The organism is Streptomyces griseorubiginosus (assembly GCF_017614965.1).
Taxonomy (GTDB): Bacteria; Actinomycetota; Actinomycetes; order Streptomycetales; family Streptomycetaceae; genus Streptomyces; species Streptomyces griseorubiginosus_B.
Genome location: NZ_WVUG01000182.1, coordinates 1 through 17,644, shown reverse-complemented (window position 1 = coordinate 17,644; position 17,644 = coordinate 1). Strand labels below are relative to the sequence as shown.

The following is a 17,644-nucleotide window of genomic DNA, read 5'->3' as shown; positions in this document are numbered from 1 at the left end:
GAGCACCGCCGCAAGCAAGCGGCGGTGCTCCTCGCTCCCCGCATGGGGATCCGACGCCTGGTCAATCGGCCGGTGGCCGCGCCGGGCCTTCTATCGCGCTTGTTCCCTGTGCCCAGAGCAGCGCTTCCGAGTAGGGCGGTCGCGCCGGCCGGTACTCGTCCCAGCGACTGAGTGCCGGCGCTCGGGCGGCCCGGCCGGGCACAGCGCGATGCCCCAGGCCGCGGGCCTGGGGCGTGGGCACTGCTCTTACTCCAGATGGGGCCGATCTTGGTGAGCGCTTCTCCCCGGCGCTTACCGAATCCAGGCGGCGGTTCAGGCCGGGCGGCTGGGCGCGGGCCGTGGGGTGAGACCGCGGCGCAGGCGGGCGAAGGGGCGTGGCCGGTCGAGAGCCACCACCGCCGTGGTGACAGCGCCCGTCGGCGTGGTGTGCTCGTACACGCCCGCGAACCCGGCGCCGGTCGGTTCGCCTTCGACGAAGGTCAGCCTGTCACCGGGCAGCGGGCGCCCCGCCAACTGCAGCCGATGGCCGTACTGGTCGGACCAGAAGTACGGAGGGGCGTCCCCCGCTGTCGCGCCCGGAAGGCCAAGCAGGGCAGCGGCTGCCACGCCTGCCTGCTCCAGGGCGTTGGACCAGTGCTCCACTCGTGCTTGGCCGCCCAGGAACCGGTGGTCTGCCGAGGCGGCGTCGCCGACCGCGAACACCGACGGCACGCTGGTCCGGCAGGAGGAGTCGCAGGCGACCGATCCGTCCGCGGCCAGCGTCACGCCGGAGCCGTGCAGCCAGTCTGTTTCCGGCACCGCGCCCACGGCCAGCAGCACCACGTCCGCCGGTATCTCCCGCCCGTCGTCGAGCACCACCGCGCTGGGCCGGACCGATCCCCGGACGGCGATGACTCCCGCTCCGCACTCCACCCGGACCCCGTGCGCGCGGTGCAGCCGCAGCAGGACACCGGCCACCTCGGGGCCGAGCGCCGGGGCGAGGGGCATGGGCCCCGCCTCAACGACCGTCACCTCAAGGCCCAGTCCGCGGCTGGTGGCCGCGACCTCGCAGCCGATGAACCCACCGCCGATCACCACCAGTCGGGCACCGGGCCGCAGGTCCGCGGCGAGACGCCGCGCATCGTCCATGGTCCGCAGGACGTGCACGCCTCGGTCGGGTGCCGGCAGCGGAAGGCGCCGGGCCCGCGCGCCGGTCGCCACGACCACCGCGTCCGCGGTGACGGACGCCCCGTCGTCCAGCAGCACCCGCCGTTCGCCGGGCAGCAGCCCTGTGGCGCGGCGGCCCAGCAGCCAGCGCACGCCGAGGTCCTCGTCCGTGCCGAGCAGCGCCAGGTCCGCCGTCCCCGCCTGCCCGGCGAGCAGCGCCTTGGACAGCGGCGGCCGGTCGTAGGGCTGGTGCTCCTCGGCGCCGATCAGGGTGATCTCACCGTCGAACCCGTGGCCGCGCAGGGCCCGCGCGGTGCTCACGCCGGCCAGGGAGGCACCGACGACGGCGACGGAGCCGGTCATGGCGCTTCCGCCGTCGTCCGCACGAACACCGAACCGTCCCGCACGATCACCGGGTGTGTCCGCACGGGCTGCAGGGCGGGGGGACCCGACGGGCGGCCCGTGCGCAGATCGAAGCAGGAGGCGTGCAGGGGGCATTCGACCGTGCCGTCCTCGACGAAGCCGTCGGAGAGGTAGGCCTCCTGATGGGTGCAGCGGTCGTCGACGGCGAAGAACTCGTCGCCGTCTCTGAACACCGCGATACGGGTGTCCAATTGGACGACGATGACGTCACCGTCGTCCAGGTCTTCGACGCGGGCGACGAAGACCTCGGTGTTCGTGGTGTCCTGCGCCCCGTTCACGCCGCGTCCCCCAGCGAGGACAGGTACCACTGGTAGAAGACGCCGATCTGAGTCTGTTCGCTCGGCACCAGCACCCCGCCCTTCCGGTAGGCCCGGGAGGACATGTTGGGCTGGCACCACTCGGCCGCGGCGAAGTCCTGTTCGTTGACCTTGCTGAAGAGCGCGACGGCGTCGTCCAGGTCGTAGTCCCCGGCGTCGACGACCTCGGCCGGGAAAAGCCACTCGCACACCGCCCGGGTCCGGTCGGCGGCAAGCGGTTCGAACCGGTGGACGATCACGTGGTCGGACACCAGCGAGATGAAGCAGTTGGGGCGGACGACCATGCCGTAGTAGAGCCGGTCGTCCTCCGGCAGCAGATGCGCCAGCCGGGGCAGCACGGTGCGCCCGGTCAGTGAGAACGACTCCAGGTCGTCCGCTATGGCGTAGCCGGTCGGGTCGTAGCCCCCCGTCCCCATGGTCGGTGACTGGAATTCGGGGATGGTGCGCACCAGTTCCGGGTGGATGGTCCCGCAGTGGTAGCACTCCTGGAAGTTCTCGTAGATCAGCTTCCAGTTCGCGGCGACGTCGTACTCCACGCGTCCGCCGACCTTCAGGTCTCCGAGGCGATAACGCTCGAACTTGGAGTAGTCGGCGAGGCGGGCTTCGATCTGGGGGCGCAGCTGGTCGATCAAGGGGGTGGGCTGCTCGGCGAGGTTCACCCAGAGCAGTCCCTCCCACTGCTCCACGTGCACGGTGTGCAGTCCGTACGCGTCGCGGTCCATGGTGTCCATCGCCTGCCAGTTCGGCGCGGTGACGAGCTTGCCGTCCAGGCCGTAGGTCCAGGCGTGGTAGGGGCAGCGGATGGCCTTGCCCATGTCGCCGGTGTCGGTCAGGCAGAGCTGGGCGCCGCGGTGCCGGCAGACGTTGAGGAAGCCACGGATGACCTGGTCGCGTCCGCGGACCAGGATCACGGTTTCGCGGCCGACCGGGCGGCGCAGGAAGCGGCCGGGGGTGGGGATGTCGTCGGCGCGGCCGACGTAGTACCACTGGCGTTCGAAGATTCGTTCGTTCTCTGCATCGAACACGGCGCTGTCGGTGTAGTAGCGGCTGCTCAACGTGGGGGTAAGGACGGACTCCTGCGTGGTGGTCACTGCGTCTCCCGCATCTGCCGAGTGAATGGGCCGGTGACAGCCGCTGACGCTAGTCATGACCAGGCATCGCAGGGGTCCGGCAGAAGTCGGGAGTTGTCCGGCACCCGTACCGACATTTGTAGGAAAGCCCTGGCCGCGGAAACGTGGTGGTTACGTCACGCGTCTCGGCAGGGCTCATCGCGACACCTATGGTGGCGTGAAAGGGACGTCGGTGTGGTGGTTGAGGAGCCTTCGATGTTGGAAGACCGCCTGCAGCTTGTCGTCGAGCAACTTGCCGAGCGTCTGGAACGGTCGGTCATCATCGACGACTCGGCGCTGCGCCCGCTCGCGGTCAGTGCCCAGTTGGGCCGGGTCGACCAGTCACGGATCGACGCGGTGCTGCAGCGGCGCACGAGCGGCAGGATCCGGGCGGTCATCTCCGAGCACGGCGTGCAGCGCGCGCGTGGCCCGGTCCGTATCCCGGCCGACGAGGAACTGGGCACGCTGGCCCGGCTGGTGATCCCCCTGCTGGACCAGGGGCTGCACCTCGGTTCGCTGTGGCTCATCGACGATCCCGCCCTCACCCCCGCCCAGGTCGACGAGGCACTGGCGTGCGCCGCTGAGGCCAGTCGTCTGCTGAGCGATCGGGTGGCGCAGGACTCGCAGGAGGCGGGAGCCGCTCGCCGGCTGGTCGACAATCTGCTGCGGCCCGATGCCCGGGTGCGTGAGCGTGCCGCGGAGAGCATGCGCGAGCTGGATCTGATCGAGGACGCTCCGTCGTACGTGGTCGCCGTCGTGCGATCCCGCCCTGACTGCCCGGTGGGGGCGGACGGCGCCAACGCGACCGCGGACCTGCGTCGGCTGGCCGGTGACGTGCGCCGCCGCGTTCCGCACCGCACGGTCGTCTGCAGCACGCCGCGGGACGGCGAGCTCGTCCTGATCGCCCGCGGGGTCCTGCACGAGTCCTTCCTCGCCGCCCTGCGGGCCGGTGCCGGCGCGTACGCGGTGGGCACGCGCAGCGGCGTCGAGTCCTTCGACGCGGTGCGGGAGGCCCGCGAGGACGCCCGGTACGCGGCGGAGGTCGCCGGTGTCGCGGACGGTTTCGAGGGGATGGCCGACTGGTCGGACCTCGGCCCCTACGCGGCGTTCCAGCATCTCGAGCGGAGCCTGAGCGGGCTGGAGCGGCTGTGTCCCGGTGTCTCGACGCTGTGGGAGCCCGGGAACGAGATGTACGAGTGCACGCTCCGCTCCTACCTCGGTCACGGCGGGAACGTCCAGAAGACCGCGGCGGACCTGCATATCCACCGCACCACGCTGTACTGGCGGCTGGCGAACGTCGAACGAACGCTGGGCGTGGACCTGTCCAGCGGCGACGACCGCCTCCGCCTGCACATGGCCCTGCTGTTCGCCGAACTCCTCCCGCAGGTGAGCGTGGCGCGGTCGGCGGCGTCGGACGGCCTGGCACCCGCCGCACTACGACACGTGTAGGAACCCCTCCCCGCAGGTCTCGACGGTCGCCCGAGTCGGGGCCGCCGTCCGTGACCGTAGCGTCGACCCACCGGGCGGGCCGCGCGCCCGCGGGTCCGTGAGCAGAGGGAGTGCCCATGACGGCAGTGGACGCGCAGACCGTGGTTGTCGGTGCGGGAGCGATCGGCAGCGCGACGGCCTACTGGCTCGCCGAACGGGGGCAGAAGGACGTGCTCGTGGTGGAGCAGTACGACCTCGGCCACGGCAACGGCGCCTCACAGGACCATTCGCGAGCGATCCGGCACAGCTACCACGACAACGCCTACGGCAGGCTCACCCAGGCCGCCTTCGACAACTGGGACCGGTTGGTCGCGGAGAGCGGGCAGCAGGTGCTCCTGCGGACCGGCGGCGTCGAGATCGGCCTGAAGGGAACCGAGGGTGAGGAGATGATCGCCCGGTACCGCAAGGTCCTCGACGATCAGGGACACGCCTACGAACGGTGGGACAACGCGCGACTCGCCGAGCGCTACCCGCAGTGGCGGATCGACGAGCCCGCCGACGTGACGTACAGCCGTGACATGGGGCTGGTGGACATCGGCAAGGCGGGGCAGACCCATCGCGCGCTCGCCGCGGCCCTGGGTGTGACCTTCCGGCCCCGCACCCGGGCGGTCCGCGTCGAGAGCCTCGCGGACGCGGTGCGCGTGCACACCGCCGACGGCGGCTCGGTCGTCGCCCGCCACGTGGTGGTCGCCGCCGGGGCGTGGTCCGACGACATCCTCGCCGAGGTGGGCCAGACCTGGCGCACCACGATCAGCCAGGAACAGGTCGCCTATTTCGTGCCCAGAGTGCTGCGGGACTTCACGCCCGAAGCGTTCCCGGTGTGGGGCTGGTACGGCCCGACGCTGTTCTACGGCTTCCCGGTGTACGGCGAGGTCGCGGTGAAGATCGCCCGGGACATGTCCGGCCGGTTCGTCACCCATGAGACCCGCTCCATGGAGCCGGTGGCCGAGGAGACCGAGTTGCTGGAGGCGTTCCTGCGCGAACGTCTGCCGGACGCGGCGGGATTCGAGCTGTACAGCAAGACGTGCATCTACGACATGCCGCCGGACCGCAACTTCGTCATCGACGCGATGCCCGGACATCCGCGGGTCGTGGTCGGAGTGGGTGCGGGCCATGCGGCCAAGTTCGCCGGGCTGTTCGGGGAGATCCTGTCCCAACTGGTCGTCGAGGGCAGGTCGCAGCACCCGATCGAGGCGTTCGCCGCCGATCGTCCGGCGCTGACCGACCCGTCCTTCCGGCCGGTCTTCGGTTTGTGAGGCCCCCGCTCAGTGCCGTCCGCCCACGACGTCCGCGGCGTGTGCCGCGGCGGCGGGGCTGAGCAGGGTGTCGAGCCGCTCGAACAGTTCTCCCGCGGCCTCTCCCTTCCAGTCCTTCGGCAGGAGCTCCAAGGGGAGCCCGGGGTCGCGGTAGGGCAGCCGACGCCACTGGGTCAGCATCGGCACGTAGATCCGGAAGGCGTCCAGAGGGCGCGGCCGGCGTCCTTCGGCCTCGTCGAGGACGGGGCCGAAACGGTGCAGGAAGTCCGCGTACAGCTCGGTGAGTTCGTCCAGGTCCCACCACGCGCGGACCTTTTCGCGCAGGTCCCCGAAGGCGAAGTGGTCGCCGGTGAAGAGGTCGACGTACTCCGTCAGCGCCCGCCGTTCCAGGCTCCGCCGGGTCTCGGCGGCCAGGTTGCCCGGTGCGATCCACACCCCGGAGGCGGCGGTGCCGAAACCCAGCCGGGTCAGGACCGTCCGCAGCTCGTGGCGCTTCTCGCGCTCGGACTCGGGCACGGAGAAGACGGCGACGACCCAGCCGTCCTCGCGGGAGGCCCTGGCCCGCTGGAAGATGCGTACGTCTCCCTCGGCGAGCGTCTGCAGGGTCGTGTCGGCCAGCGCGTATCCCGCCACGCCCGCACGGCGCTCGCCGCGCAGCACCTCGCGGCGCTTCATACGGGAGATCGACGACCGTACGGCCTTGCTCTCCACGCCGAGGTCCGCCATGAGGCCGATCACCGACGCGACCGAGAGCCAGTTGTGCTCGTCACGCGCGTACAGGCCGAAGAGCGTGAGGATGAGCGGGGCATGGCGGGACTCGCGTTCGCCTGCCGCGGTGCTGGCTGATGTCGTCTGCGCCGTCATGTCCCGCCACCCTAACGTCTGGCCTGGGTGGGGCCGGCACGGGCTAGGTGAGCGGGGTCCGCGTCACCCTGTTGCGCAGTTCGCCCAGTCCCGCGACCCGGGTGACGACCAGGTCGCCGTCGTGCAGGAGGACCTGCGGGTCGCGCGCGCTGCCGATGCCGCTCGGGGTGCCGGTGAGCACGAGGTCTCCCGCGCGCAGGGTCATGCCGTGACTGAGCTCGGCGATGATCCGGGCGAAGGAGAAGGCCATCTGCGCGGTGGAGGCGTTCTGCAGCAGACGGCCGTTGACCTCGCACTGCACCTGGAGGCCCGCGAGGTCGTCGATCTCGTCGGCGGTGGTCAGCCAGGGACCGAGCGGCATGGTGGCGTCGATGCTCTTGCCCTTGAGCCACTGACCGCCGTGCGCCCGCTGGAGGTCCCGCTGGGAGACGTCGTTGGCGACCAGGTAGCCGAAGACGTGGTCCAGTGCCTTTTCCTCCGGGATCGAGCGTCCGTCCTGACCGATGACGAGAGCGATCTCGGCTTCGTAGTCCCACTGCGTGGACAGGGCGGGGTCGTAGGCGATGTCGTCGCTCGGGCCGATGACCGTGTCCGGACCTTTGGTGAAGAACGTGGGGCGCTGGGGGAGCGAGGCCGGGTCCTGGCCCTCGCGCCGGCCCCTCGACTCCTCGAAGTGATCCAGGTAGTTCCAGCCGGTGCACAGGACGTCCCGGTTGAAGCGGTGCAGCGGGGATGCGAGGCGGATTCGCGAGAGGGGGCGTACGTCGTCTCCGGCGGCGGCTGCGACGCGGGCCGCGGCGAGAGCGTCCGCGCCGCCGCGGACGATGTCGTCCACGGTGCCGAGCGGGGTCGGCAGCACCGTGACCGTCTGCTCGGTCTCGTCGACGGCGCCCGCCCGGCGTGCGCCGTCCAGGATGAAGGACGCGAGTTTCACGTCGGCCGCCTACGGGCGCGGTGCGACGAGTCGTTCCTCGGGGATCACGGCCACCCCGAGGATCTCGATCATCGCCTCCGGCTGCCACAGCGCGGTGCAGCCGATGCCGGCCATCGCCGGGTAGACGTTTCCGGCGAGTTCGCGCCAGACCTTGCCGATCTCCTTGCCGTGCGCCTGGTAGTCGGGGATGTCGGTGAGGTACAGCGTCACGCTGACCAGGTCCGCGGGTTCGCCGCCGGCCTCGCGCAGGGTGGTGAGCAGGTTGCCGAACGCCTGACGGAACTGCTCGACGATGCCGCCCGGGACGATCTTCATGTCGGCGTCGAGGGCGGTCTGTCCGCCCAGGTGAAGGGTGTTTCCGACGAGGGTGCCGTGCGAGTAGCCGCTGGGTGCCGGCAGGGCGAGCGGGTTCACGGGGACGGGGGGCATGAGGCCTCCGGCTCGGTTGGGTGCGGGCCCGCTCCGATCGGGCAGGCGTATTGACTTTAATTGACGACCGTGAAAAAAACGAGACATCGGATCGACGGCACCCGAACTTCATCCCACTGAACGGAGCCGAATCCCATGGAGCCCGACCTCAGCAACTACCAACTGGACGGGGACAATTCGATGTACCGCCTGCCGAGCGGCATCGTCGCCCCCGTCGTGACCCGCGGCGGCCTGGAAGACGCGAACACCGCCGACTCCGGCGGCGCGGTCCGGGTCTCGGGCGTGAGCATCCAGCACACCCCGGCCACCCGGCTCTGGTTCGGCAAGGTCCGCAACGAGCCCGGCTACCGCTCCGTCTCCCACCACCACGGGGAGGCCGAGACCGGCGGATACGTGCTCTCGGGCCGGGCCCGCATCTACTTCGGCGAGAAGTTCGAGGACTACGTCGACATGGAAGAGGGCGACTGGGTCTTCGTGCCGCCGTTCATGCCGCACGTGGAGTGCAACCTCTCCCGCACCAGGCCGCTGACCTGGATGACCACCCGGACGCCGGAGAACATCGTCGTCAACCTGCCCGACGTCCCCGACGCCGACCTGCGTGACTGGCTGGACCGCCGATGACCGACACGGCCCCCACCTCGGCCCTCTTCACCGCGACCGTCACCCTGAAGCCCGCCGAGCCCGAGCACTTCGACCTCGCCTTCACCGCCACCACCCAGCCCTGCCCGTGGCCCAAGGCCTACGGCGGCGACCTGGTCGCCCAGGCCGCCGCCGCGGCCATGCGGTCGGTCGCCGAGGGCAAGTCGCTGCACTCCATGCACAGTTACTTCCTGCGCCCTGCCGACATCGGCGCCGAGATCCGCTACGAGGTGGAGGTGCTGCGCGACGGCCGCGGCTACAGCACCCGCCAGGTACGCGGCTACCAGAACGGCAAACCGCTCTACGTCTGCCTGGCCAACTTCGCGGCGGGCGAACCGGGTTCGGCCTTCCGTACCACCCTCACCGAGGACGTACCCGACCCCGAGGACCTTCCCACGGCGGCCGAGTACCTCGCGCGGCACCCCGACGCACCCCTGTCCGAGGAGATCCGCACCTACTGGTCCGGCGGCCGCAGCTTCGACATGCGGCACGTCCCCGGCCCGCTCTACCTCACCGTCGACGGAGACCGCACGCCCCACCAGGCGGTCTGGCTCAAGCCCTACGACCCCCTGCGCCCCGTCGACGGACTGACCAACGCCCAACGCGACCTCGCCGCCCTGGCGTACGTCTGCGACTACACCATCCTCGAACCCGTCCTACGGGTCCTCGACCTGCCTTGGACCAGGCCCGGCCTGGTCACCGCGAGCCTCGACCACGCCATGTGGTTCCACCGCACGGGACCGGTGGACGACTGGCTTCTCTACGTCCAGGAAGCGGTGGCCGCCGACGCGGGCCGCGGTCTGGGCACGGGCCGCTTCTTCACGCGCGACCACCGCCACCTGGCCACCGTCGTCCAGGAGGGCATGATCCGCCCCACCTGACCCGCCGCCACCAGCCGGCGGGATCCCGGAAGGACACTTCCGATGACCCTCCCTCTCTCCCACTCGGCCCACGTCGACACCTTCACGCGCGACCATCTGCCCCCCGCGCACCTGTGGCCGGCCATCGAGTTCACCACCCCGGAACTGGACTACCCCGACCGGCTCAACGCGGCGACCGAACTCATCGACATCCCCCTCTCGCAGTACGGCCCCGACCGTCCCGCCCTGCGCACCCCGGCCGGCGAGGTGTGGACGTACGGCGAACTGCGCACCCGCGCCAACCGGATCGCCCAGGTGCTCACCGAGGACCTGGGACTGGTGCCGGGCCAGCGTATCCTGCTGCGCTCACCCAACACCCCCTGGATCGTGGCCTGTTGGCTCGCCGTCCTCAAGGCGGGCGGTGTCGTGGTCACCACCATGGCCGCCCTGCGCGCACGCGAGATCACCCCGATCGTGGAACGCACCCTGCCGTCCGTCGCCCTCGTCGACCACCGGTTCACCCAGGACATGTACGCCGTGCGGGACTCCGCGCTGCCCTCGCTGACCGTCGTCGAGTACGGCGGCACCGGCGCCGAGGACCTCATCACCCGGCTCACCGCCAAGTCGGGCGAGTTCACCGATGTCGACACCGCCGCCGACGACGTGGCGCTCCTGGGACCCACCTCCGGGAGCACCGGCGTCCCGAAGATCACCATGCACTTCCACCGGGACATCCTGTCCATCGACAACACCTTCGGCCGCCACACCCTCGGCCTGACCCCGGACGACCTGGTCGCCTGCACCGCGCCCCTGGCCTTCACCTTCGGCCTCGGCATGCTGGTCGTCTTCCCGCTGCGGGCCGGGGCCTGCGCCCTGCTGACCGAGTCCGCGACCCCATTGGAGCTCGCGGAGACCGTGCAGCGCCACGGCGTCACCGTCCTCGCGACGGCGCCCACCGCCTACCGGGCCATTCTGCGCGAAGGCGCCGAGCAACAGCTCGCCAAGCTGCGGACCGGGGTCTCGGCGGGAGAGCACATCCCCCACTCCACGTGGGAGCAGCTGCACCAACGTCTCGGTCTGAAGATCGTCGACGGTATCGGCGCCACCGAATTGCTGCACATCTTCATCTCCGCCGCCGGGGACGACATCCGCCCCGGCTCCACCGGCCGCCCCGTCCCCGGCTACCGCGCCACCGTCCTGGGCCCCGACGGCGAGGAAGTCCCTCCCGGCGAACCGGGACGGCTCGGCGTCATCGGCCCGGTCGGCTGCCGCTACCTCGACGACCCGCGCCAGCAGGACTACGTCCTCAACGGCTGGAACGTCACGGGCGACATCTTCCACAAGGACCAGGATGGCTACTTCCACTACCACGCCCGCAGCGACAACATGATCGTCTCCTCCGGGTACAACATCGGCGGTCCCGAGGTCGAGGCCGCCATCGACACCCACCGGGACGTCGTCGAGTCCGCCGTCGTCGCCCGCCCCGACAGCGAGCGCGGGTCGATCGTGTGCGCCTTCGTGGTGCTGCGGGACGGCGTGCCCGGCGACGCGGCCAAGGCCAAGGAGATACAGGACCACGTCAAACAGGTCCTGGCGCCCTACAAGTACCCGCGCGAGGTGCGCTTCCACAGCGCCCTGCCCCGCAACACCAGCGGAAAGCTCCAGCGTTTCGCGCTCCGCAAGATCATCGAGGATGAGCAGGCAGCCACCGAGGCCGTCGCCGAGAGCTGAGAGGAACTTCCTTGAACATCGCCATTGTCGGCGGCGGTCCCGGCGGGCTGTACTTCGCGGCCCTGATGAAGCAACTCGACCCCGCCCACGACATCACCGTCTGGGAACGCAACGCCCCCGACGACACCTTCGGCTTCGGCGTCGTCTTCTCCGACGAGACACTCGGCGGCATCGAGAACGCCGACACCACCATCGCCGAGGCCATGGCCCGCCGCTTCGCCCGCTGGACCGACATCGACATCCACTACCGGGGCGTGAGCCACACCGTGGGCGGCCAGGGTTTCGCCGCCATGAGCCGCAAGGAACTGCTGCGGCTGCTGCAGGAGCGCTGCCGCGATCTCGGCGTGAACCTGCACTTCTCCACACTCGCCCCGGACACGGAACACCTGCGCACCTCCTACGACCTGGTCGTGGGCGCCGACGGCGTCAACTCCCTCATCCGCGCGGCCCACCAGGACGTCTTCCGCCCGGCCCTGGACCGCCGGCACAGCAAGTTCATGTGGCTGGGCACGGACCGGGTCTTCGAGGCCTTCCAGTTCTTCGTCAAGGAGACGGAGTGGGGAGTCATGCAGGTGCACGGCTACCCGTACTCCGCGTCCGGCTCCACGTTCATCGTCGAGATGCACGAGGACGTGTGGCGACAGGCCGGCTTCGACGCGACCGAACACGTCGACTTCGCGCCGGGCGTCTCCGACGAGCAGGCCGTCGCCCGTGTACGCGACCTGTTCGCGGACGAGCTCGACGGCCACCAGGTGTTCGCCAACAACTCCAAGTGGCTGAACTTCACCACCGTACGCAACGAGCGCTGGCACCACGGCAACCTGGTCCTGATCGGCGACGCCGCGCACACCGCGCACTTCTCCATCGGCTCGGGCACCAAACTGGCCATGGAGGACGCCCTCGCGCTCGCCGCCTGCCTGCACGAACACCCTGATCCCGAACAGGCGTTGAACGCGTACGAGACCGAGCGGCGCCCCGTCGTGGAGTCCACCCAACGGGCCGCGCAGGCCTCGCTGGAGTGGTTCGAGAACATCGGCATGTACGTCCACCAGGAGCCGACCCAGTTCTGCTTCAACCTCCTCACCCGCTCCCGCCGCATCACCTACGACAACCTGCGCACCCGGGACAAGGAGTTCGCCGACCGGGTGGACACCGCCTTCGCCGGAGCCCAGGGTTTGAGCGAAACGGTCCCGGCGATGTTCCAGCCCTTCCGTCTGGGCGAGCTGGAGCTGAAGAACCGCGTGATCGTCTCCCCGATGGACATGTACTCCGCCGTCGACGGCGTACCCGGCGACTTCCATCTCGTCCACCTCGGCTCAAAAGCCATGGGCGGAGCGGGACTTGTCATGACCGAGATGGTGTGCGTCTCGCCCGAGGCGCGCATCACGCCCGGCTGCGCCGGCCTGTGGAACGACGAGCAGCGCGACTCCTGGGCGCGGATCGTGTCCTACGTCCACGACCACAGCACCGCCCGCCTCGGACTCCAGCTCGGCCACTCGGGCCGCAAGGGCTCGACCCGGCTGATGTGGGAGGGCATGGACGAGCCGCTTCCCGAGGGCAACTGGGAGACCGTGGGGCCCTCCCCGCTGGCGTACGGAGAGGGCTCTCCTGTTCCCCGGGAGATCAGCCGCGCCGACATGGACCGGATCACCGCCGAGTTCGCGGCCGCTGCCCGCCGGGGCGACGACGCGGGCTTCGACCTGCTCGAACTCCACTGCGCGCACGGCTACTTGCTGTCATCCTTCCTCTCCCCGGTCGCCAACCACCGCACCGACGAGTACGGCGGGTCGCTGGCGAACCGACTGCGCTTCCCGCTGGAGGTCTTCGACGCCGTCCGCGAGGCATGGCCCGCCGAGCGCCCGATGATCGTGCGCATCTCCGCCAGCGACTGGGTGCCCGACGGCAACACCGAGCACGACGCCGTCGAGATCGCCCGCGCCTTCATCGCGCACGGCGCGGACGCCATCGACGTCTCCTCCGGGCAGGTCACCAAGGACGAACGCCCGGCCTTCGGCCGCTCCTACCAGACCCCGTTCGCGGACCGCATCCGCCACGAGGTCGCCGCGGCCACCGGTACCGCCGTCATCGCGGTGGGCGCCATCGCCTCCTACGACGACGTCAACTCCATCCTCCTCGCCGGACGCGCCGACCTGTGCGCCGTAGGACGCACCCACCTGTACGACCCGCACTGGACGCTGCACGCGGCGGCCGAACAGGACTACCGGGGGCGGGGAGCCGAGTGGCCGCAGCAGTTCGCCGCTGGCCGGCGCAAACCCCCGACATCGCGCACCGACGCCGTACGCCCCCGGCTGTCGCTGCTCCGCCCCCACTCCGCCGACCAGGCGGTGCACCTGCGCTGGATCCCCTCCCGGGAGCCGGCCCATGTCTCGTGAGGGTGCCCGTGCCGTCCACCGGTGCCGGGTGGAATGGTCCGACACCGACGCCTCCGGCCACTACCACAACGCGGCGGTCGTGCGGTTCGTGGAGGCGGCCGAGGCGGCGCTGGTCCGCGAGCGCGGCATCACCGGATATTTCGGGGCCGCACCACGCGTGCGCTACGAGGTCGACTTCGCCGCCCCGCTGTGGTTCGGACAGGAGGTGACGACGACCCTCACCGTGGAGAGGATCGGCACCTCCTCGATGACGTACGGCTTCGAGGTCTGGGGCGAGGAGACCGACGGTCGCCCGCGGCAACTCGCGGCGTCCGGCCGGTACACGGTCGTCCACGTCCCACCTCGCGACCAGCGCGCCAGCACCCCCTGGCCCGCCGACTGGATCACCGCCCTCACCGCGACTCCTACACATGTCGCAGGGAACGCAACCAGTCCTCGACAGCCGTAGCTGCGGACCAGCCGCCTCACAGAGCAGACTTTCCCTCGTCCCGGTCCCCGTCCGAAAGGCACGCGATGTCCGATCAGAACTTCGACGCGGTGGTGATCGGGGCAGGCGTCATGGGCTGCTCCATCGCCCACGCCCTCGCCGCGGGCGGGCGGCGCGTCTGCGTCGTGGAGCGCGGGCCGGCCGCGGGCTGCGGATCCACCAGCGCCTCCTCGGCCGTCATCCGCTACAACTACTCGACCTGGACGGGCGTCGCCGCCGCCTGGGAGTCCAAGCACGCCTGGGAGGAGTGGAGTGATCACCTCGGCGGCGGCGACGAGGCGGGGCTCGCCCGGTTCATCAAGACCGGCGGCCTGCTCCTGGACTCACCCGGCCAGGACCGCGCCAAGGTCTACGAACTGTTCGACCGGGCCGGGGTGCCGTACGCCGACTGGGACGCGGCGACGATCCGCGAGCGCCTGCCCCTGGTCGACCCCGGCCGGCACTACCCGCCCAGGGCCATCACCGACGAGGCCTTCTTCGACGAGCCGACCGGTGAACTGAGCGGCTGCTGGATGCCCGACTGCGGCTTCGTCGACGACCCGCAGCTGGCCGCCCACAACCTGATGACGGCCGCCGTACGCCACGGGGCCACCTTCCGCTTCCGCGCGACCGTCAACGGCATCCCGGCGCGCGACCGCGTCACCGGCGTCGACCTCGCCGACGGCACCCGGCTGTCGGCGCCCGTCGTCGTCAACGCCTCGGGACCCCACTCGGGCGTCGTCAACCAACTCGCAGGCGTCGGCACGGACTTCTCGGTCTCCACCCGTCCGCTGCGCCAGGAGGTCCACGAGGTACGAGCGCCCGAAGGCTACGGCGGGGAGGGACGCGGGCTCCTCATCGCCGACCCGGACCTCGGCACCTACTTCCGCACCACCCCCGGCGGCGGCCTCCTCGTCGGCGGCACCGAGCCGGAATGCGATCCGCTGCAATGGCTCGACGACCCCGACGACTACCACATCCACCCCACGAAAGCGGTCTACGACGCCCAGCTCTACCGCGCCGCCCGCCGCGTCCCCAGCCTCACCGTGCCGCACACCCCGCGCGGGATCGCCGGGGTGTACGACGTCTCCGACGACTGGATCCCCGTCTACGACAAAACCGCGCTGCCCGGCTACTACGTGGCGATCGGCACCAGCGGAAACCAGTTCAAGAACGCCCCCGTCGTCGGCATGTTCCTCACGGCCATCATCGACGCCTGCGAGAACGGCCGTGACCACGACACCGAACCCGTCCAGCTCACCCTTCCCCGCACCGGCCACGAAGTGGACCTCGCGCACTACAGCCGCCGGCGCCCGATCAACCACGACAGCAGCTTCAGCGTCATGGGGTGACCAGTCATGAGCCAGCACACCGAACCGATGACATCGCGGCACAACACCAGGGAGATCGAGCAGGGCATCCACACGGACCTGCTCCGACAGACCACCTACGGCGGCTACCTCCGCCTCGACCGGCTGTTGTCGGCCCAGCAGCCGCTGAGCGATCCGCCGCACCACGACGAACTCCTGTTCATCATCCAGCACCAGACCTCCGAGCTGTGGTTCAAACTCGTCATCCACGAACTGCGCGAGGCCATGCGCCGGTTGGCGGCCGACGACCTCAGACCGGCGCTGAAATCCCTGGCCCGCGTCAAGCACATCCAACGCCAACTCGTCGACCAGTGGGCCGTACTGGCCACCCTCACGCCGAGCGAGTACGCCCAGTTCCGCGGCGCGCTCGGCCGAGCATCAGGCTTCCAGTCGGCGCAGTACCGGGTCGTGGAGTTCCTGCTCGGCAACAAGAACGACGGGATGAGCGCGGTCTTCTCCCATGACCCGGAGGCGCGTGACGCACTGGAAGAGGCCCTGCGCCTGCCGACCCTGTACGACGAGTTCCTCCGCTACCTCGCCCGCGCCGGCCACGCCGTCCCCGACGACCTGCTGAAGCGGGACGTCACCCGTGCCCACGAGTTCCACGACGGCCTGCTCCCGGTCCTGAAACGGATCTACCAGGACCCCGCGTCGCACTGGGAGGCCTACGAGACCTGCGAGGAACTCGTCGACATCGAGGAGAGCTTCCAGCTGTGGCGCTTCCGCCACCTCAAGGTCGTCACCCGGGTCATCGGCTTCAAACGAGGCACCGGCGGCTCCAGCGGAGTCTCCTTCCTCAAGGCCGCCCTGGACCTGACCTTCTTCCCCGAGGTACTCGCCGTACGCACCGAGCTCGGCTGAACGAGCTCCAACAACCCGCACAAGCGAAGGAATTGACGTCATGGCACAGGAAGTTCGAGCTGTCGTCGCCCTGAAGAAGGGCGCCCCCGTCAGCCTGGAGACGATCATCGTGCCCGATCCGGGGCCGGGTGAGGCGCTGGTGAGGGTCGAGGCCTGCGGGGTGTGCCACACCGATCTGCACTACCGCGAGGGCGGCATCAACGACGACTTCCCCTTCCTGCTGGGCCATGAGGCCGCGGGTGTGGTGGAGGCGGTGGGGGAGGGTGTCACCGACGTGGCGCCCGGGGACTTCGTGATCCTCAACTGGCGTGCGGTGTGCGGGCAGTGCCGGGCGTGTCTGCGCGGCCGGCCCTGGTACTGCTTCGACACCCACAACGCGCGGCAGAAGATGACCTTGCTGGACGGCACGGAGCTGTCGCCGGCCCTGGGGATCGGGGCGTTCGCGGAGAAGACGCTGGTGGCGGCGGGGCAGTGCACCAAGGTGGACCGCGCCGCCTCGGCGGCGGCCGCGGGGTTGCTGGGCTGCGGGGTGATGGCCGGGATCGGCGCGGCGATCAACACCGGCGACGTGGGGCGAGGGGACAGCGTGGCCGTGATCGGCTGCGGCGGGGTGGGGGACGCGGCGATCGCCGGGTCCCGGCTGGCGGGCGCGGCGAGGATCATCGCCGTGGACATCGACGACCGCAAGCTGGCCACCGCCAGGAGGCTGGGCGCCACCCACACCGTCAACTCCCGCGAGGGCGACCCCGTCGAGGCGATCCGCGGGCTGACCGGCGGCTTCGGCGCCGACGTGGTGATCGAGGCGGTGGGCCGCCCGGAGACCTACCGGCAGGCCTTCTACGCCCGTGACCTGGCCGGCACGGTGGTGCTGGTGGGCGTGCCCACCCCGGAGATGACGCTGGAGCTGCCGCTGCTGGACGTTTTCGGCCGCGGCGGCGCGCTGAAGTCGTCCTGGTACGGCGACTGCCTGCCCTCCCGGGACTTCCCGATGCTCATCGACCTCTACCTGCAGGGCCGCCTGGATTTGGACGCCTTCGTGACGGAGACCATCGCGCTGGACGAGGTGGAGAAGGCCTTCGAGCGGATGCACGGCGGCGACGTGCTGCGCTCGGTGGTGGTGCTGTGATGGCGGGTGCCCGCATCGACCATCTCGTCACCTCGGGCACGTTCTCGTTGGACGGCGGCACCTGGGAGGTGGACAACAACGTGTGGCTCGTGGGCGACGACCACGAGGTGATCGTCGTCGACGCCGCGCACGACGCGGACGCCATCGCCGGCGCCGTCGGCGGGCGGAGGCTGCGGGCGATCGTGTGCACCCACGCCCACAACGACCACATCGACGCCGCCCCCGCCCTCGC

General features: G+C 70.5%; 17 protein-coding genes. 11 read left to right on the top strand and 6 right to left on the bottom strand.

Going from position 1 to position 17,644, the window contains the following annotated elements; translation table 11 throughout:
• Nucleotides 1–312 precede the first annotated feature (312 nt).
• The 3 genes from GRC12_RS28465 to GRC12_RS28455 are packed head-to-tail and all read right to left on the bottom strand — an operon-like array spanning nt 313 to nt 2,977.
• The gene (locus GRC12_RS28465; protein WP_208782232.1) at nt 313–1,509 is read right to left on the bottom strand and encodes an NAD(P)/FAD-dependent oxidoreductase; all 1,197 of its coding nucleotides are present in this window, start codon (nt 1,507–1,509) and stop codon (nt 313–315) included.
• A complete protein-coding gene (locus GRC12_RS28460; RefSeq protein WP_208782231.1) occupies nt 1,506–1,847 on the bottom strand; it encodes a bifunctional 3-phenylpropionate/cinnamic acid dioxygenase ferredoxin subunit in 342 nt (113 codons plus the stop codon). The genes GRC12_RS28465 and GRC12_RS28460 overlap by 4 nt, the downstream gene beginning before the upstream one ends.
• Complete coding sequence (locus GRC12_RS28455; protein ID WP_308286660.1) at nt 1,844–2,977, bottom strand: aromatic ring-hydroxylating oxygenase subunit alpha; 1,134 nt, start codon at nt 2,975–2,977, stop codon at nt 1,844–1,846. Before GRC12_RS28455 ends, GRC12_RS28460 begins: the two co-directional genes overlap by 4 nt.
• A 234-nt stretch (nt 2,978–3,211) precedes the next feature.
• On the opposite strand from GRC12_RS28455, the gene GRC12_RS28450 reads away from it, so the two are divergent.
• Nucleotides 3,212–4,444 carry a PucR family transcriptional regulator gene (locus GRC12_RS28450; RefSeq protein ID WP_208782229.1) on the top strand — a complete coding sequence of 411 codons (1,233 nt, stop codon included), beginning with the start codon at nt 3,212–3,214 and terminating at the stop codon, nt 4,442–4,444.
• A 116-nt stretch (nt 4,445–4,560) separates the two neighbouring features.
• The gene (locus GRC12_RS28445; RefSeq protein WP_208782228.1) at nt 4,561–5,739 is read left to right on the top strand and encodes an FAD-dependent oxidoreductase; all 1,179 of its coding nucleotides are present in this window, start codon (nt 4,561–4,563) and stop codon (nt 5,737–5,739) included.
• Nucleotides 5,740–5,748: 9 nt separating this feature from the next.
• On the opposite strand, the gene GRC12_RS28440 is transcribed toward GRC12_RS28445, so the two are convergent.
• The 3 genes from GRC12_RS28440 to GRC12_RS28430 are packed head-to-tail and all read right to left on the bottom strand — an operon-like array spanning nt 5,749 to nt 7,966.
• Nucleotides 5,749–6,603 (bottom strand): PaaX family transcriptional regulator, encoded by an 855-nt coding sequence (locus tag GRC12_RS28440; protein ID WP_208782227.1) that lies wholly within the window; start codon nt 6,601–6,603, stop codon nt 5,749–5,751.
• Nucleotides 6,604–6,646: 43 nt separating this feature from the next.
• Nucleotides 6,647–7,537 (bottom strand): fumarylacetoacetate hydrolase family protein, encoded by an 891-nt coding sequence (locus GRC12_RS28435; protein WP_208782226.1) that lies wholly within the window; start codon nt 7,535–7,537, stop codon nt 6,647–6,649.
• A gap of 9 nt (nt 7,538–7,546) precedes the next feature.
• On the bottom strand, nt 7,547–7,966 hold the full coding sequence (locus tag GRC12_RS28430; RefSeq protein ID WP_208782225.1) for a RidA family protein: 420 nt from the start codon (nt 7,964–7,966) through the stop codon (nt 7,547–7,549).
• Between the two features lie 135 nt (nt 7,967–8,101).
• On the opposite strand from GRC12_RS28430, the gene GRC12_RS28425 reads away from it, so the two are divergent.
• The 9 genes from GRC12_RS28425 to GRC12_RS28385 form a co-directional block, all read left to right on the top strand.
• The gene (locus tag GRC12_RS28425; RefSeq protein WP_208782224.1) at nt 8,102–8,587 is read left to right on the top strand and encodes a cupin domain-containing protein; all 486 of its coding nucleotides are present in this window, start codon (nt 8,102–8,104) and stop codon (nt 8,585–8,587) included.
• Nucleotides 8,584–9,486, top strand: a complete 903-nt coding sequence (locus tag GRC12_RS28420; RefSeq protein WP_208782223.1) for an acyl-CoA thioesterase — start codon at nt 8,584–8,586, stop codon at nt 9,484–9,486. The genes GRC12_RS28425 and GRC12_RS28420 overlap by 4 nt, the downstream gene beginning before the upstream one ends.
• Before the next feature lie 42 nt (nt 9,487–9,528).
• The gene (locus GRC12_RS28415; protein ID WP_208782222.1) at nt 9,529–11,196 is read left to right on the top strand and encodes an AMP-binding protein; all 1,668 of its coding nucleotides are present in this window, start codon (nt 9,529–9,531) and stop codon (nt 11,194–11,196) included.
• Nucleotides 11,197–11,207: 11 nt separating this feature from the next.
• Nucleotides 11,208–13,589 (top strand): bifunctional salicylyl-CoA 5-hydroxylase/oxidoreductase, encoded by a 2,382-nt coding sequence (locus GRC12_RS28410; RefSeq protein ID WP_208782221.1) that lies wholly within the window; start codon nt 11,208–11,210, stop codon nt 13,587–13,589.
• The gene (locus GRC12_RS28405) at nt 13,579–14,037 is read left to right on the top strand and encodes an acyl-CoA thioesterase (protein WP_208782220.1); all 459 of its coding nucleotides are present in this window, start codon (nt 13,579–13,581) and stop codon (nt 14,035–14,037) included. Before GRC12_RS28410 ends, GRC12_RS28405 begins: the two co-directional genes overlap by 11 nt.
• Before the next feature lie 65 nt (nt 14,038–14,102).
• Nucleotides 14,103–15,407 (top strand): NAD(P)/FAD-dependent oxidoreductase, encoded by a 1,305-nt coding sequence (locus GRC12_RS28400; RefSeq protein WP_208782219.1) that lies wholly within the window; start codon nt 14,103–14,105, stop codon nt 15,405–15,407.
• A gap of 6 nt (nt 15,408–15,413) precedes the next feature.
• Nucleotides 15,414–16,286: a tryptophan 2,3-dioxygenase gene (locus tag GRC12_RS28395; protein WP_208782218.1), complete on the top strand. Its 873-nt coding sequence runs from the start codon at nt 15,414–15,416 to the stop codon at nt 16,284–16,286.
• A 40-nt stretch (nt 16,287–16,326) separates the two neighbouring features.
• The gene (locus GRC12_RS28390) at nt 16,327–17,412 is read left to right on the top strand and encodes an S-(hydroxymethyl)mycothiol dehydrogenase (RefSeq protein WP_208782217.1); all 1,086 of its coding nucleotides are present in this window, start codon (nt 16,327–16,329) and stop codon (nt 17,410–17,412) included.
• Nucleotides 17,412–17,644, top strand: a 233-nt coding sequence (locus GRC12_RS28385) for an MBL fold metallo-hydrolase (RefSeq protein ID WP_208782216.1), incomplete at its 3' end; no start/stop codon positions are given. The genes GRC12_RS28390 and GRC12_RS28385, both read left to right, overlap by 1 nt.